Here is a 15,911-nt window from a genome sequence, read left to right on the forward strand (position 1 = left end):
CTGCTTTTCTTGCCACGTATTTCTATTTATTTTACTTGAAAAATAATTTATAATATCTTTTCCTTGTGGTAAAAAACATAGAAAATAGTCTTTCCTTTAAATGTAAAATTTGTTTTAGACAATTTTTCAGGAAATTCCACCAATGTTTCAGACTGCTCACAATGCTGTTTTCCCAAATATTCCCACGTATCACTCAAAAAAACCGATTTGCAAACAGCACAAAAAACGACTCTATCGCCTTGCAAAATAGTATCTCCTGTTATAGGGTCTTTTCGGTTTTGTGCTAGGAAATTTTGGTGTTCTTTAAAATTTGAGGTTATTTTGTGGATGTGCATTTATAATGTGTTGGTTTAGATAACGTTCTTATTCTCTTGATCAATTTCTTTTGAGCATAGTTAAACTGTATTTTTAATTTGTAAGTGAGAAGTTGATTTTAGATTGTTCCATCTTTATGAAAGTCTCTATATTTTGCTTATTTTTTCTACTATTAGTTCTGATATTTATTTCAATGCCATATTTTTTATTTAGAAAGTTTAGTGTTTTCAACAAGCTATCATTTTCTAATATTTCAAAATAATTGAGACGAAATTTTACTTGTCCTCTATTTCTATCTTCAATAATACAATCGCCAAAAGCAGAAGAAAAACTAATAAACTGTGAAAAATCTAATGATATTGACTGAATGTCAGTAAAATCTGAAGCATAATCTTCAGTTCCAACAGAGGTGCTAAAGCCTATTTTTTTGTCTGAAATATAAAAAACAGTATCATTAAATTCTTTATGAAATGTGGTTATGTTATTAGCTTTGTTACTTGGTAAATTTTCTTTTAGAATGAAAAAAAATACAAAAATTAAAAGTAGAAGCAAAATAAATAAAGCATTTTTAGTGATTAAAATGGCAGCAAAAATCCCCAATATTCCTATAAACCCTGCTATATTCAATATATCTTTAAACTCTCCATGAGTCTGAGTAAACTGTCCTCTAAATTTCCAAATGCTTCTGTCAATTCTAGGAATAGTATCGGTAAATCCATTGCTTGAAGCAAGATAACTATAAAATAAAAGCTGTTCAGATGCCTTAAGAAGAATTGGAGCATAATTTAAAGGAAATTCAACCAATGTTTCAGACTGCTCACAATGCTGTTTTCCCAAATATTCCCACGTATCACTCAAAAAAACCGATTTGCAAATGGCACAAAAAACGACTCTATCACCTTGCAAAATAGTATCTCCTGTTATAGGATCCTTTCGGTTTTGAGCTAGGAGATTTTGATGTTCTTTAAAATTTGAGCTTATTTTGTGGATTTGCATTCAATAACAAACATTAAATGTATAATGAATTATAAATTGAACAGGGTTTTGACCCTGTTTTATCAGCTTTCAAATTCAAATAACAGGGTTAAAACCCTGTCTAATTGAAGAATGAATGAAATCAAATTTTATCTGTATTGATACAATAGTACTATTTACATTTTATTCAAACAACGCTTTAAAGCATCTCTCCAATGAGGAATTTCGATATCAAAATTCTGTTTGATTTTAGACTTATCTAATACACTATACGAAGGACGCTCTGCTGGCGTTGGAAATTGCACTGAACGAACAGGTTGTAAATTTATTTTTTTATCTTTTGTTTGTTTTGACAATTCAAAAATCGCTTGAGCAAAATCATACCAACTCGCTACACCTTCATTTGAATAATGATATGTTCCCCACAAATGAGGCTCAACAAATTTCTTATCTTCTAAATTGAGAATAATTTGAAGAATTGTATCTGCCAAATCTCGTGCATAAGTCGGACTTCCTAGTTGGTCATATACTACATTCAAAGGATTTTTATCAGCAAGTGAAAGCATTGTTTTGACAAAATTTTTACCAAAAGAAGAATACAGCCAAGCTGTTCTCAAAATAATAGTGTGTGGATTATACAATAACACATTTTTTTCGCCTTGCCATTTTGAAGTTCCATATACGCCCTTTGGATTAGGCGTATCATTTTCTGTATAAGGCGTATTTTTTTTACCATCAAAAACAAAATCTGTCGAAATATGAATCAAACGCACACCGTGTTTTTCACATGCTTTTGCAAGATTTGTTGTTCCCACTACATTGACTTCATAAGCTGCCAATTTATCATTTTCAGAGTTATCAACGGCTGTATAAGCTGCTGCATTGATACAATAATCAAAATGTTGAAGTTCAAATAATTCATTTACACGCTTTGGATGTGTAATGTCTAGCTTTTCAAAATCAGTAAAATGAAAATCAAAAGGATAGGCTTTTTTTAAGGCTTGAAGCTCTTGTCCTAGTTGTCCGTCTGCTCCTGTTACTAAAATCATAGGTTTATATTTATTAAGTAATAGCAAACAGTATTTGTATTTTTATCAATTGGACAGGGTTTTAGCCCTGTCCTTTAATTGTTTGCTATTGTTTTTTTAATGTTTAAAATGTCTAGTTCCTGTCAAGACCATTGCCATTCCATTTGCATCACATACATCAATCGAATCTTGGTCTTTTATCGAACCACCAGGTTGAATAACTGCGCTAATTCCTTCTTGTGCAGCAATTTCTACACAATCTGGAAAAGGAAAAAAGGCATCAGAAGCCATAACAGCTCCTTTTAAATCAAGACCAAAAACTTTAGCTTTTGCAATCGCTTGTTTGAGTGCATCGACACGAGAAGTTTGTCCAACACCACTTGCCAAAAGTTGTCCTTCTACAGCCAAAATAATTGTATTTGATTTGGTATGTTTGACAAGTTTATTTGCAAAAAGTAACGCTTCAACCTGCTCATTTGTTGGCTCTTTTTTGGTTACTGTTTTGAGGTCTTTTTTAGTTTCTCTTTTCTTATCAGCATCTTGCGAAATTACACCGTTTAATAATGTTTTGTAATGAACGTGTGGAAAATCGACCTCTTTGCGTTTTAATAGAATACGGTTTTTCTTTTGAGAAAGAATATCATACGCATCATCTGAAAAACTAGGTGCAATCAAAACTTCAAAAAACAAATCATTCATGGCTTCAGCAGCCTCTTTATCTACTTCACTATTTGTAATCAAAACACCTCCAAAAGCAGAAAGAGTATCGGCTGCAAAGGCTTTTTTATAGGCTTCGGCTACTGTTTTGGCAGTTGCCATTCCACAAGCGTTGGTATGTTTTAGGATAGCAAAGGCAGGAGTTTCATTTTTAGACTCTTCAAAGTCATCAATCAAAGCAACAGCAGCATCAACATCTACAAGATTATTGTAAGACAATTCTTTGCCATTTAACTGCTCAAAAAGTGCTTCCAAGTCTCCATAAAAATAGCCTCTCTGATGTGGATTTTCTCCATATCTCAAGGCTCTTCCTTCTTTAATACTTTGTTTGAAAACTAAATTCAAATCATCTCCTTGCGTATTGACTTGATTGAGGTGATTAAAAATAGCTGTGTCGTAATGCGAACTAGTATTGAATGCTTTTGTTGCAAAATTACGTCTAGTTTCTAAATTGGTACTTCCATTTTGGTCTCTCAAAATCTGATTTAGAAGTGGATAATCTTTTTTGTCAGAAATAATAACTACATCGTTGTAATTTTTGGCTGCTGCACGAATAAGAGCAATTCCACCAATATCAATTTTTTCTATAATTTCGTCTTCACTTGCTCCTGATTTTACAGTTTCCTCAAAGGGATATAAATCTACAATTACTAAGTCAATTTCAGGAATTTCATAATTTTCAGCTTCTTCTCTATCACTTTCAAGATTGCGACGATGCAAAATTCCTCCAAAAACTTTTGGGTGAAGTGTCTTTACTCGTCCTCCAAAAATGGAAGGATAAGAAGTAAGGTCTTCAACACGAGCCACAGAAATGCCTTGTTCTTCAATGAATTTTTGAGTTCCTCCTGTGGAATAAATCGTAACTCCCTGACTAGCTAGAGTTTGTAAAAGAGGTTCTAAACCATCTTTATAAAATACTGAAATAAGCGCAGATTTGATTTTCTTTTGCATAAAAAGTATGAAGTTTTGCTGTATGTTTGAATATTCTGGTTCTTGATTTATCAGAATATATTTTCGTACAATGTTTCTACAAAACTACATATAAATCTTAAAATTGAAAGAGAGAAATGTAAATCTATCCAAACTAAAATTTACATTGAGTATACCATCAATTATAAATCTTAGATGTATAACCATAAATAAACACCCAAAAATATAAAATTGCTCCTAAACTTGCCTTTTGTTTACTTTGACAAAAAATACAAGACTCTAAAATCTTAACAAAGACTGCCTGTGTGAAGTTAGTCAATACATAATTTACCTAGATAATTAAAGAATACCACTAAATTTACGATAGAAAATAAAACTGAATCAATAAAAAACCTTATCACGGTTTGTATTAAGGTAGTTCAGACATCTTGTCTGAACATAAAAAGCAGTATTTTATCCTATCCAACAGTCTGGAAGACTGTTATACAAAAATAATCGTGATAACCTTTAAAGAATAAAAGCAATGATACTAACAATAAAAAATCTAGGTGCACTCAAAGAAGCAGAAATAGACCTTAACAAAGATCTTATTTTACTCTGTGGACATAATAATACTGGCAAAACATATGTAGCTTATCTAATTTATGATATTTTACACCTAAGCTTAGGTCTTAAACTTTATATGAGTATACAAAATTTGTTGGGTACTTCACATGAAAGAAATAGTATCTCTTTGCCTTTAGTCAAAAGTGCAGAAGGCAAAGAAATTATTTTTTTTGCAAAACAACTTATAGAAAATAAAAAAATAGAAATTGATATTTCAAAATTTACAAAAAATTTAGTTTTCAATTTAAAAAATGAAATAGCTAAAAATATAATGAAGGAAATAAGCTCAGAGAATTCTTTAAATAATTTTTTTAGTAAAGAAATACTCGAAAAACTAAGCTTTGAACTTAATTATACAGAAGAATTTATTAAAAATAATTTAAGAAGTTCACCAGTCGATGAAATGATTTATTGGGATGGAGAAACAAGAAGAATAAAAGCAAAAAAAGAAAAAAACAGTTGCAAAGTGATATTTGAGCTTTTAGAAGACTTATCGTTAGACGAAGATTTATCGTTGGAATTTGTTACAATGCAAATTTATTTCTCTATACTACGTATTTGTTTAAATTTTTCTTTCAGAAGTTTTATTTTTACTTCTGAACGGGAAGCCATAGATATTTTTAGCGAAGAATTAGCACTAAACAATAATAATTTTTTTTATAAAATACTAGAAACTAATGGCGAAACCAAAACAAAATTATTAGAATTTGTAAGTAGCACTATAATAAACCGTTATCCAAAACCAATAGTAGATGGATTATTTACAGCACAAGATTTAATAAATCTGCAAAAGGAAAAAAGTGAATTTGAATTTCTAGCAATTGAGTTAGAAAAAACCATTTTAGAAGGAAAAATAAGTGTTGGGCAGAATGAAACGTTGCAATATCAACCTAATTTTTATACTGAAAATGGAGAAAATGTAGTTTTAGAAATCTATCAGACTTCTTCTCTTGTAAAATCTCTTGCTTCTCTTGTTTTTTATTTACGTCATTCAGCAAAGAAAAATGATTGTATCATTATTGAAGAACCAGAACTAAATTTATACCCAGATAATCAAATTTTGGTAGCTCGCTTTTTGGCTCGTTTGGTCAATGAAGGTTTTAAAGTAGTGGCGACTACACATAGTGATTATATTATTAAAGAATTGAGTACTTTATTATTACTTGCTGATTCTTTCAAAGATAAAGACAGGATAATGGAAAAATATGGATATACTCAAAATCAAATTCTGAATAAAGAAAATATTGGTATTTATTATTTTGAAAAAGGTAAAGAAACGGCAGTTAATGTTCCCATTACAGAACGTGGAATTGAAATAGAATCTATCGACCAAACCATTTCAGATTTGAATGAGCGTTTTAATACTATTTATTATACATTTTTAGAGTCAGACGAAAAAAAAGAGGAGAAAAGAACAGAGAAAAATCTAAAATCTAACTAATGAAAGATATTAAAAAAGCACCTTTAAGCTATTATAATTAGGGATTGTGTTATCTTGTTTCACAATCTTAGTATTTTATAATACACTCAAAACCCTGTTTAGATTATCTAAGCAGGGTTTTTTGTTATAAATTTGATTTTATGTTTATTTTATCTTTATATTATTTCCTCTTTTCCATATTCCCAATTTGAATATTGAGAGCTTTTACAGAAATTTGTATTTCAATCACTGACAGAGAAAGTGAAAGCATAAGTAAAACTAAACTTATTCCAAAAAGCCATTGTCCAACTTCCATTTGTTTCCAAAAAAGAGCAAACATAGAAATTACACACAAAAGCAGACTAGAAACTCCCAAAAATTGCATGTTGCGAATTAAATAAACTCTTCTTTTGAGATTCTTAATTTGTTGTATCAAAATTTTATTTGGTTCGTTTTCATATTTTTCATGTAAATTTCGAATAAGTGTAGCAATTGCCAAAAAACGATTGGTATAAGCTAACAAAAGCAACGAAATAGCAGGAAAAAGTAAGGCAGGGGTAGTGAGACTGATTTCCATAAAATAATTAATTGTGGTTGATTAGCTAAATTGATTTTTCAGTTACAAATAATTGCTAAAAAGTAACACAAAGAAAAGGGAATATTATTTGCTATTCTAAATTATATCTTATAAAAAATCAAAAAAATTATACTATTACATTTTGATTTTCATTTAAAAAAATATCTAATGCATATTACTGTAACAAAAAGTATTTTCAAAAACACCTTATTTATATTTTCTTTTTTAATAGGGTTATGTTGTATAAATCCCTCTCTTAATCTTGCACAAACTACAAATGAAGATGGATGGGAAACAGCCACAGAAGAAGATACTGCACCGAAAATAGATACCATTATTGTGGAAAGAAAAGCTCTTTTAGCCTATGGAGGAGACTCTATCAAAATTGCAAGTATTGAAGGAAAATTAGGTGTTCTCAATGATACAAATGCTACTATTGTTCCTTTCCAATATGAAAAAATAACTTTTTTTGAAGGTGAAGATTCTACTTGTACACGTTGGGAAGGAACATTATTAGTGCAAAGTAGAGGAAAATATGGAGTTTTAGATGCAACAGGAAAACCACTTACAGCACTTTACGAAAAAATAGAATTTATGCCTGAAACGTGTCAGAGTGCACGTGGAAAAACAAAGGTGATGTTATTTCATGATAAAGGAAAGGTAGGTTTAGCTGATGCTTATGGAAATGTAGTTATTCGTCCTTCGTATGATGAAATTGAATTCATAAAATATTATATCACACGTTATGGAGACACAGCCAGAATTGAAAGAGTATTAAAACCCGAACTCATTACAGCAAAAAAAGCAGGGAAATACGGACTTTTTGATCTTCATAATAATGTTCCTCTATTGCGTTCAGAGTATAATTCTATTGATTATCTACAAGATATAAAAGTAGAAGAAAAGAAAAAGACACATTCAACTCATATCTTAAAGATAAAACAAGGAACAAATTATGGTTTTATTTTACTACATAATCAAGCTATTTTAGCACCTCAATATCAATATTTAGGGGAGTTTTCTACTGAAAAAGGTAAAACAACAGGAGCAGCAGAAAACCTAATCGCTTTAGTACAAAAAGAAGGAAAATGGGGTTGGATAAATTTGGAAGGTAAAGAAGTCATAAAAGTAAATTATGATGCTGCCGAACCTTTCCGAAAAGATATTGCTTTTGTCAGAAAAGGTAGAAACTGGACAGCTATTGATAGAAATGGAAAAAAAGCTCTTGAAGATTCGTATGAAGAAATAAAATATCTTGCTTTAGAAAGCGAACAAAATGCCTTTTTCAAAACACTTATTATTGCAAAACAAAAAGGTAAATATGGGATTCTAGATATAGAAGGAAAAACACTACTCAATTTTGAATATGATAAACTTACCTTTGTTCCTGAAAAATTTGGCTTTAATGTGGAAATAAATGGAGAAGAAAAATTTGTCAATCTAAAAAGAAAATAGTGATTAGTCAGAAATTACTTTCTGAAATAATTGTTTCAGAGTTCTTATTATCAAAAAAATAAATTCGTAATTCGTAATTCGTAATTCGTAATTCTACAAATAAATTTTATGAAAAAAAAGGTTCTTAATCTTACTTATTATTTTTGGTTTTTCTTAGTTTTGTTTGCCATTCCTATTAGTTGCGCCTTATTTGCAGAAGGAATTTTAAAGCTATTTTTTCTAAAAAATCAATATCTACTTTCACTTTTTCAAAATGGAAAGTTAGATTATAGTGTGCCTTATTATATTTCTTTAGCTTTGAGTTTAGGAGCTACTATGTTAGTTGTTATTTTTTTAAAAAGGCGTTTTATGCTTTATGATTTAGAAAAAAACAATGTTGGAACACTCTTTTGGATAGTTAATATCTGCTACTTACTTACCCAACATATTCAGATGTATTTTTTTGAAAAATGGTGGAAATATGACAATTATACTCGTCTTAGAAGTCTTGATATTGATTTATTAGAAAATGCTCTTGCTGATTATAGCAATTTATATGTTTATATTTTACCTCATTTATTAAATGCTTTTTTTCTGTTTTTTGCTATTCAAACATTGATTTGGATATCAGATATTGAAGAAAATTTTAAAACTGTTCGTCTTATTTTGAGAAAAGTTTTTTTTACTAAAGAAGAACTAGAAAAAATAATTGATTACAAAACAGATGTGCCAGTAGATAAAGAAATTGAATTCAAACACGAAAAAGAAGTTTTTTTGAGTCAAAAAAAATATTTTACATATTCCGACTACAAGCATTTTATTAAAAAAGTGCAATTAGAAAATTAAATAAGACAAAACACCCCTATTTAACCTATAAATACCTAAAAAACAATCCTTTAAAGTCCTATTTTAGTATAAAAAAAATGCTTATATTGGCTATGTATTTGTGTTTTCCCTATCTATACAGATGCAAAACTCTACTTATTCCCTTTGATCTTATTTCATATTGACTTTTCAAATAAATAAGATAGTTATTCCATACGAAAATATATGCGTTATTTTAATACAATCAAATATGCCATTGGTGGACTAGTATTTGGTTTATTCTTTCCCTTATTTGCTTGGATTCTTGATGGCTTCTTTTTCAAACAACTTGCTTTCAATTGGGCAATGATTGTAAAGCTACACCAAGTTAATCCTATTCATTTTGTTATCGATGTTGCTCCTTTAATTTTAGGAGGTGCTTTTGCTTATATGGGTTCTTTGAGAGATAAATTGATTGCTAGTTATGAAAAGAAGGGGCTGAGTTCAAAACAGTATGCAAAAGAAAACAATGCAATTCTAAAAAAACTACGAATTGGAAATATAGCTGCTCCACTTGTTATTACAATTCTATTATTAGGAAGTTATCTAGTTGTTCAAAGTTTTATATCTGACCAGCAAAATGATGCACCTATAATCAATATATCAGGAAGGCAGCGCATGTTGAGCCAAAAAATAGCTAAAAGTTCTTTATACATAGCTACCACACCTTCGCAAAGCGAACAGCAAGTTCCTTATATAAATGCATTAGATTTAGATATTAAAGAATTCAAAACAGCACATTTAAATTTAATAGGCAAAGAAAATACATTAAATTTTAGTAACAATCATATTAACTCTGAAGAAGTAAAATCTTTATATGATTCAATTACTCCATATTACAACGGAATTTTGGCAGGTTTAGAGGAGCTTTTAGATGCTAATCAAATAACAGATTCAGAAAGCAGCAAAAGAAGCATGCGAGATGCAATTCAGAAAATAGAGCGCAATGAAAACTCTTTCCTTCCTATAATGAACAAAATTGTTGTTATGTATGAAGCAGAGGCAGAAGAAAAACTTGCTTACTTACAAATAGTACAACTTGGAGTAATTGGCTTTTTGCTTGTTTTTATTTGGACTATTGCATTCATTGTTTTAAAACCAATGGTTCACCAAGTAAAAATGGCTTTTACAGATGTAGAAATAGCTACGAAAACTTTAGAAGAAAACAATCAAGAATTACAAGCATCAGAAGAAGAGTTAAAGCAAAGTGCTGAACAAATGAAAATAGTAAATGATAACTTAATTAATTCACAAAGAGAACTAAAAACTTATGTTAATAGAGTTTCACAAGCCAAGAAAATGGCAAAATTAGCAGCCTATGACTTGAATATCAAAACAAATGAAGTTACACATACCGAACACTTAAATTATATATTAGGTCTTGATAAAGACGTAAAAATTGACACTACATTTTTAGAAAGTATTATTCACTCTGAAGATTATCAAATACTACTGTCAAATCAAAAAAAGGCTATAGAAAACGATGAAGACACTTTTTATCGTTTGCGTATCAAAACTGATTATTTCAAAGATTGGCATTGGTTTCAAGGAGCTACCCATTGCGTTTTTAATAAGAGAGGGAAACTAATTTATATCGTCAATAGCTTACAAGATATTACGGAAAGTGTAAAAAAAGAACAAGAAATAGAAAAACTTCTTCAACAAGGAAACTTGCAGAACCAAGAGTTACAAGCCTCAGAAGAAGAACTGCGTCAAAATACAGAGCAACTGCAAGTCATTAATGACAATCTCTTTGTAGCTCAACGAGAAGTAGAGGAAAGACAAAGGTTACTTTCTCGTGCCGAAAAAATTTCTCAAATTGGTAGTTTTGATATGGTTTTAGATAACCTATCTTTTTCCTATTCTGAAAATCTAGCTGAAATATATGGATTGGAAGCATCTGAAATGAAAGATATGAACACCCACGCAAAATATTATGACAAAGCAAGTAGAGAAAAAATTACAAATTACTTATCTGAATTATCAAAAGGAAAAATTGATACTTTTTCTATGATAGGAAATTTCAAAAATAACACTCAAAAAGAATGGAAAACATTAAAAATTGAAGCAAATTTATTAAAAGATAGCACAGGAAAACCAGAACGTGTATTGGGTGTAATTCAAGATATTACTCAAATCACTCTACAACAAGAAGCCCTAGAACATTCTCAAAGACAACTAGAGTCACTCAGTAATAATCTGCAAGGAATTATGTATCGTGCCTTGATAGATGAAGATTGGACAATGAAATTTATTTCTAAAGGAGTCGAAAGAATTACTGGTTATCCAATTTCTGATTTTATAAATAATAAAATGCGTTCTTTTGCTAGTATTATTCATGAAGATGACAATTTTATTGATGCAGAAATTAATCAAGCTATCGAAACAAAACTACCTTATAAAATAGAGTATCGTCTTATTCATAAAAATGGTTCTATCATTTGGGTAGAAGAATCTGGACAAGTAGTAGAAGACAAGATAAGCAAAGTAAATTATCTTGATGGTGTTTTGATGGACATTACACAAAGAAAACAAGCCGAACAAATCATCGAAACCCAAACAGAAAAACTTCTGATTTCTCAAAAAGAACTAGAACAACAACAACAAATGCTTACTGACGCCGAAAAAATGGCAAAAATGGGTAGTTATGTTTGGAATTTGCATACAAGACAAATCAAACACTCTGAAAATTTACCTAATATTTATGGATTAGAAAAAGATACACTCATCAATCAAATTATTTTTGATGCTATTATACATCCAGAAGAAAGAGAAGAACATCAACGAGCGATTGCAGAGGCTATGATGAGTGAAAAAAAAGAAGTATTTACTACCTATAGAGCAAAACCACCCCATTTATCAGAAGAGCATTGGAAATATTATCGTACTTATTCTATCATAAAATATAATGATGATGGAGAACCTATTACACTGATAGGCACAGCACAAGATATTAGTGAAGAAGTTGCACAACAAAAAATGCAGGAAGAACTACTAAACTATGTAAAAGAAAATAAAGAGAACCTTGAAGAATCGCAACGTCTTGCCCAAATTGTGAGTTATGATATGGATATTATTACAAAAAAAGTGAAATGGTCAGATAGTTTTGATAAAGTATTTAAAGTAGAAAATTATCAAATACCACAAGATACACAGATTTTTCAATCTTGGATAGAAGAAGAAGATTTACCTCAACTCAATGAAGCTTGGGCTATTGCTGTGACCCAAAATGAGGATTTTAATGCTATATATCGCATTACTACTCCAAGCAAAGAAACAATTTATGTAAGAGAAAAAGGCTATCCTGTTTTTAATGAAAAAGGGATTCTGATAAAAATGAAAGGAACACTTCAAGATGTTACAAAAGCCGAATTAGCTAAAAAGAAACTTCAAGAGACCTCTTCTGAAATAGAAAAACAAAACAAAAACCTTGTTTCTAGTATCAATTATGCTCAGCGCATTCAATCAGCTATGCTAGGAGGTACACAAGATTTAAAGCAAATTTTTAAAGATGCTTTTGTTTTTTTTGAACCTAAAGATGTAGTTTCAGGAGATTTTTATTGGTATAATGAAATAGGAACACGACAAATTGCTGTTGTAGGAGATTGTACAGGACATGGAGTACCAGGAGCATTTATGTCATTACTTGGAACAACTCTTCTTAATGATGTTATTCTTCAACAACAAATTACGACACCCAGTAAAATTCTTGATTTTATGCAATCTGAAATAAGAAGAATTTTGAAACAAGACACCACAGGAAATCGTGATGGAATGGATATGGCTGTTGTGGTTGTTGATAAATCTGTTGGAATGATGGAATTTGCAGGAGCAAAAAATCCTTTAGTTTATTTACATAAAAAACGCAAAAAAGGTGGTGCAGAAGTAAATCTAACTTTTATTAAAGGAGATGTTCATCCTATTGGAGGACGAACTGAAAAGTTTATGAATGAAGAATATACAAATCATATAATCGAATTAGAAGATGTAGAAGCGTTTTATATTTATTCTGATGGCTATCAAGACCAATTTGGAGGAGAAGAAGGACGAAAATTCATGTCCAATAAATTTAGACAACTTTTATATGATACTCATAGTACATCTATGCGTCATCAGCGTGTTTCTCTAAAAAGAAATCTAATGAACTGGATGGGAACAGATTATGAACAAGTTGATGATATTTGTGTAATGGGAATTAGTATATAAATTTATCAGTTATCAGTTATCAGTTATCAGTTATCAGTTATCAGTTATCAGTTATCACGAAATTACTTTTTGAATTTACTGTTTTGAAAAAAGCCATTATTCTTCTTTTTAGAAAAATAATGGCTTTTGTATTTTCAATTATTAACTCAACGACGACAAAGCCTCGTTAACGGTTAAAAGAATATTGCATTTATAAACAAACGATTTGTTCCATACCAAAATGCTCTAAAATTTGGATTATCAGCAAAAGCAACAAATTTCCCTCTTCCTATATTCTTTGAAATGATAGAAACACTGTTTTGCAACTTTTCTTTATTCAAATCTGATAAATAACCACTTACAATATTTGTTTTAGGATTTTGAGTATAAATAAGAGGCATTGTATATGGATTATCAGGATATTCTAAAAAAATACTATTGTCTTTAAAAATACGTATTGTTTCAGATTCGTAACCAAAAGCAATTGGATTGGAAAGGTCTAATTGGCCTTCTAAAATCAATCCCCCTACATAATTTGAACCTCTATTATTATCTCTAGTTGAGTACATTAAACGCTCTTTTTGTCCTGAATTATTCTGACTAGAAGATTGTTTTTGATTCAAATTGAAATAAGAACTTCCTTTCAAAAAATTAATCGAAGAACCAATAGCAATCAAAGTCCCTCCATTTTCTGTCCAACTAGAAAGTGCATTTGGATTCAAATTTTTAGGATATCCACTTGGCAAAACAATCGTTGTATAGTCGTGTAAGTCAATCAATGATAAATCACTGGCTTCAATCAAAGAAACTTTCATTCCATAACGAGCATCTAATAAATGCCAAATTTCGCCAGCCTCATACGAATCAACACCTTCTCCCACAACCACCAAAACTTTAGGTAATTTCAAGGTTTGAAAACTTGGGCTTCCCAAATCAACTCCATTATCAGTCAGTCCAGTTTCTAAAGAAGTAATTTGTATAGAATGTTCTTTGCTCATCTCTGAAAGTAATTGCACTACATTTTCAGCTTCATTTTTATTCTCAGGAGCTTTTACAAAAATAGTTCCTCTATCAAAATCGGTTTTCTTTTCATCCATTATATACGAAAACACTTCTTCACTAACTTTGACATTCAAATTAATTTCCAATAATTGATTTACTAATCTTGGTGCATAATAATTCTTCCAATCAATCAAATAGCCAATTTCACTTTTTTGCAAAGCTAAATTTTTCTTAGCAAATGAATCAGAAAAGTAAGAAGCATTTATTTTTTCTCCTTTCAGATTTGAAACTTCACTTTGAGAAAGTATTTTTTGTTCTAAGCCAAAAGAATAAGTAAAAGTCCAAGCCGAAACATCATAAAAAATACTGTCTTTAAAAGTTTTTGGCGTATCAAAGATAGCTTTTACTAATCTGCCTTGGGTCTGATTTACAGGAATGACAACCGAATTTTTATCAGAAAAAATAACTGAATTCTTTCCTTGATTTTCTTTCACTTCATTTTTAGAAGTATAAAATTCAATTTGATGGATTTCTAAAATTTTTAAAAGAGCCTCAAAACGTGGAATATCATTTTTTCCTCCAATCAAATATCCTTTTTCAGTAGAATTTTTGGCAAAATCGGCAGCCGTTTTATAGAAACTTTGTTGATAATCTAACAGTTCTTTTCTAAGATTTACAGCAGCTTCCAAGGTAGATAGCGAAGTAGTAAGTTGATTGCGAATAGCAAACTCAAAGGTAATAATTCCATTTTCGCTCTCTTGTGCATGTCCTCTTGCACTGGCTTGTTCAAAAAGAATTCCTACAGAACCATTTACATCTGGATACGTCGAACCTTTGCCATAATAAAAATCATCAAAACTTTGTTCGGTATAATACAATGAGCCAATATTATCTAAAAACTTTGCGTGAAATTTACCAATTTTAGCAGTCAGTTCTTGATTTTTTTGTGGCGTAATCGGATTTGTACGCTGTGGCACACCTGGTTGAAAAAAGAAACTACTATTTGTTCCCATTTCGTGATGGTCTGTCAGGATATTTGGTTTCCAGTCGTGAAAACGCTTTAAACGTGCCTTACTTTCAGGCTGTTGAACAGGCAACCAATCTCTGTTTAAGTCAAACCAATAATGATTGGTTCTTCCCATAGGAAAAGGTTCGTTGGTTTCTCTTCGATTTGGGTCACTTACTTGTGATTTGCTTTTGTGCATATTTACCCAACTTGCAAAACGATTCAGACCGTCAGGATTGAAACTTGGGTCAAGAATAATAACTGCATTTTTGAGTTTATTTTCAATTTCCCCTCCTTGAGCAGCAGCCAAATAATAAGCATATAAAAGAGCTGCATTACTTCCACTGGCTTCATTTCCATGAATACTATACCCTTGCCAAACCACAATAGGACTTTCAGGAGAAACAGTTGCCGAACTAGAATTTGTCAGTTCAATATGTTTTTTACGTATTTCCTCTAAATTTGATTGATTTGCAGGATTTGTTATAATAAGTTGAATAAGTGGACGCTGTTCGTGCGTAAATCCGATAGTGTCAATACTGATTCTATTAGATTGCTTTGCTAGAGTGTGTAAATAAAAGAGAAGTTTGTCGTGTGAAACGTGCCAGTCACCAATTTCAAAACCTAAAACTTGTTCAGGAGTCGAAATAGCTGGGTCAAAGGTTAATTTGTCACCTTTCTTTTCATACTGTTTTTGTAGAGTTTGAAAATAATAATCTTGAATTTTTGAAGATGTAGAATTTATTTTTTGTGCAAAAATGGGATTTATGAAAAACAGAAAAACAAAAAATACAATAGGCAATACTCTTAATTTCATTCGTTTGAGGGCTTTTTTTAATAATTGTAATAGTC

At 30.4% G+C, this 15,911-nt stretch carries 10 protein-coding genes; 4 read left to right on the plus strand and 6 right to left on the minus strand.

Annotation, left to right across the window (positions count from 1 at the left end):
• Positions 1 to 47: 47 nt before the first annotated feature.
• From V9L04_RS21275 to purH, 4 genes are all read right to left on the minus strand, one after another.
• Positions 48 to 335 (minus strand): hypothetical protein, encoded by a 288-nt coding sequence (locus V9L04_RS21275; protein ID WP_338791945.1) that lies wholly within the window; start codon positions 333 to 335, stop codon positions 48 to 50.
• A gap of 73 nt (positions 336 to 408) precedes the next feature.
• Positions 409 to 1,311, minus strand: a complete 903-nt coding sequence (locus tag V9L04_RS21280) for a hypothetical protein (protein WP_338791946.1) — start codon at positions 1,309 to 1,311, stop codon at positions 409 to 411.
• A gap of 155 nt (positions 1,312 to 1,466) precedes the next feature.
• Positions 1,467 to 2,339 carry a dTDP-4-dehydrorhamnose reductase gene (gene rfbD / locus V9L04_RS21285; protein ID WP_338791947.1) on the minus strand — a complete coding sequence of 291 codons (873 nt, stop codon included), beginning with the start codon at positions 2,337 to 2,339 and terminating at the stop codon, positions 1,467 to 1,469.
• Positions 2,340 to 2,435: 96 nt separating this feature from the next.
• Entirely contained in the window at positions 2,436 to 3,986 is a 1,551-nt protein-coding gene (gene purH / locus V9L04_RS21290; protein ID WP_338791948.1) for a bifunctional phosphoribosylaminoimidazolecarboxamide formyltransferase/IMP cyclohydrolase, read from the minus strand.
• 502 nt (positions 3,987 to 4,488) lie between these two features.
• Here purH and V9L04_RS21295 point away from each other — a divergent pair.
• Positions 4,489 to 6,012 carry an AAA family ATPase gene (locus V9L04_RS21295; protein WP_338791949.1) on the plus strand — a complete coding sequence of 508 codons (1,524 nt, stop codon included), beginning with the start codon at positions 4,489 to 4,491 and terminating at the stop codon, positions 6,010 to 6,012.
• A gap of 160 nt (positions 6,013 to 6,172) precedes the next feature.
• Here V9L04_RS21295 and V9L04_RS21300 read toward each other — a convergent pair whose 3' ends face one another.
• Positions 6,173 to 6,568, minus strand: a complete 396-nt coding sequence (locus V9L04_RS21300) for a DUF2721 domain-containing protein (protein WP_338791950.1) — start codon at positions 6,566 to 6,568, stop codon at positions 6,173 to 6,175.
• Positions 6,569 to 6,736: 168 nt separating this feature from the next.
• On the opposite strand from V9L04_RS21300, the gene V9L04_RS21305 reads away from it, so the two are divergent.
• From V9L04_RS21305 to V9L04_RS21315, 3 genes are all read left to right on the plus strand, one after another.
• Positions 6,737 to 8,023, plus strand: coding sequence for a WG repeat-containing protein (locus V9L04_RS21305; RefSeq protein ID WP_338791951.1), 1,287 nt, complete (start codon positions 6,737 to 6,739; stop codon positions 8,021 to 8,023).
• Positions 8,024 to 8,131: 108 nt separating this feature from the next.
• The gene (locus V9L04_RS21310) at positions 8,132 to 8,848 is read left to right on the plus strand and encodes a hypothetical protein (RefSeq protein WP_338791953.1); all 717 of its coding nucleotides are present in this window, start codon (positions 8,132 to 8,134) and stop codon (positions 8,846 to 8,848) included.
• 204 nt (positions 8,849 to 9,052) lie between these two features.
• On the plus strand, positions 9,053 to 13,072 hold the full coding sequence (locus tag V9L04_RS21315; RefSeq protein WP_338791954.1) for a PAS domain-containing protein: 4,020 nt from the start codon (positions 9,053 to 9,055) through the stop codon (positions 13,070 to 13,072).
• Positions 13,073 to 13,245: 173 nt separating this feature from the next.
• Here V9L04_RS21315 and V9L04_RS21320 read toward each other — a convergent pair whose 3' ends face one another.
• Positions 13,246 to 15,876 (minus strand): M14 family zinc carboxypeptidase, encoded by a 2,631-nt coding sequence (locus V9L04_RS21320; protein ID WP_338791955.1) that lies wholly within the window; start codon positions 15,874 to 15,876, stop codon positions 13,246 to 13,248.
• Between the last annotated feature and the right edge of the window lie 35 nt (positions 15,877 to 15,911).

It is taken from the genome of Bernardetia sp. MNP-M8, assembly GCF_037126285.1.
Lineage (GTDB): Bacteria > Bacteroidota > Bacteroidia > Cytophagales > Bernardetiaceae > Bernardetia.

Bases quoted from the DNA above. Each gene is read 5' to 3' on its own strand.
- V9L04_RS21300 (WP_338791950.1), bottom strand. From the start codon at position 6,568: ATGGAAATCAGTCTCACTACCCCTGCCTTACTTTTTCCTGCTATTTCG.
- V9L04_RS21320 (WP_338791955.1), bottom strand. From the start codon at position 15,876: ATGAAATTAAGAGTATTGCCTATTGTATTTTTTGTTTTTCTGTTTTTC.
- V9L04_RS21310 (WP_338791953.1), top strand. From the start codon at position 8,132: ATGAAAAAAAAGGTTCTTAATCTTACTTATTATTTTTGGTTTTTCTTA.
- V9L04_RS21315 (WP_338791954.1), top strand. From the start codon at position 9,053: ATGCGTTATTTTAATACAATCAAATATGCCATTGGTGGACTAGTATTT.
- V9L04_RS21295 (WP_338791949.1), top strand. From the start codon at position 4,489: ATGATACTAACAATAAAAAATCTAGGTGCACTCAAAGAAGCAGAAATA.
- V9L04_RS21305 (WP_338791951.1), top strand. From the start codon at position 6,737: ATGCATATTACTGTAACAAAAAGTATTTTCAAAAACACCTTATTTATA.
- V9L04_RS21275 (WP_338791945.1), bottom strand. From the start codon at position 335: ATGCACATCCACAAAATAACCTCAAATTTTAAAGAACACCAAAATTTC.
- purH (WP_338791948.1), bottom strand. From the start codon at position 3,986: ATGCAAAAGAAAATCAAATCTGCGCTTATTTCAGTATTTTATAAAGAT.
- rfbD (WP_338791947.1), bottom strand. From the start codon at position 2,339: ATGATTTTAGTAACAGGAGCAGACGGACAACTAGGACAAGAGCTTCAA.
- V9L04_RS21280 (WP_338791946.1), bottom strand. From the start codon at position 1,311: ATGCAAATCCACAAAATAAGCTCAAATTTTAAAGAACATCAAAATCTC.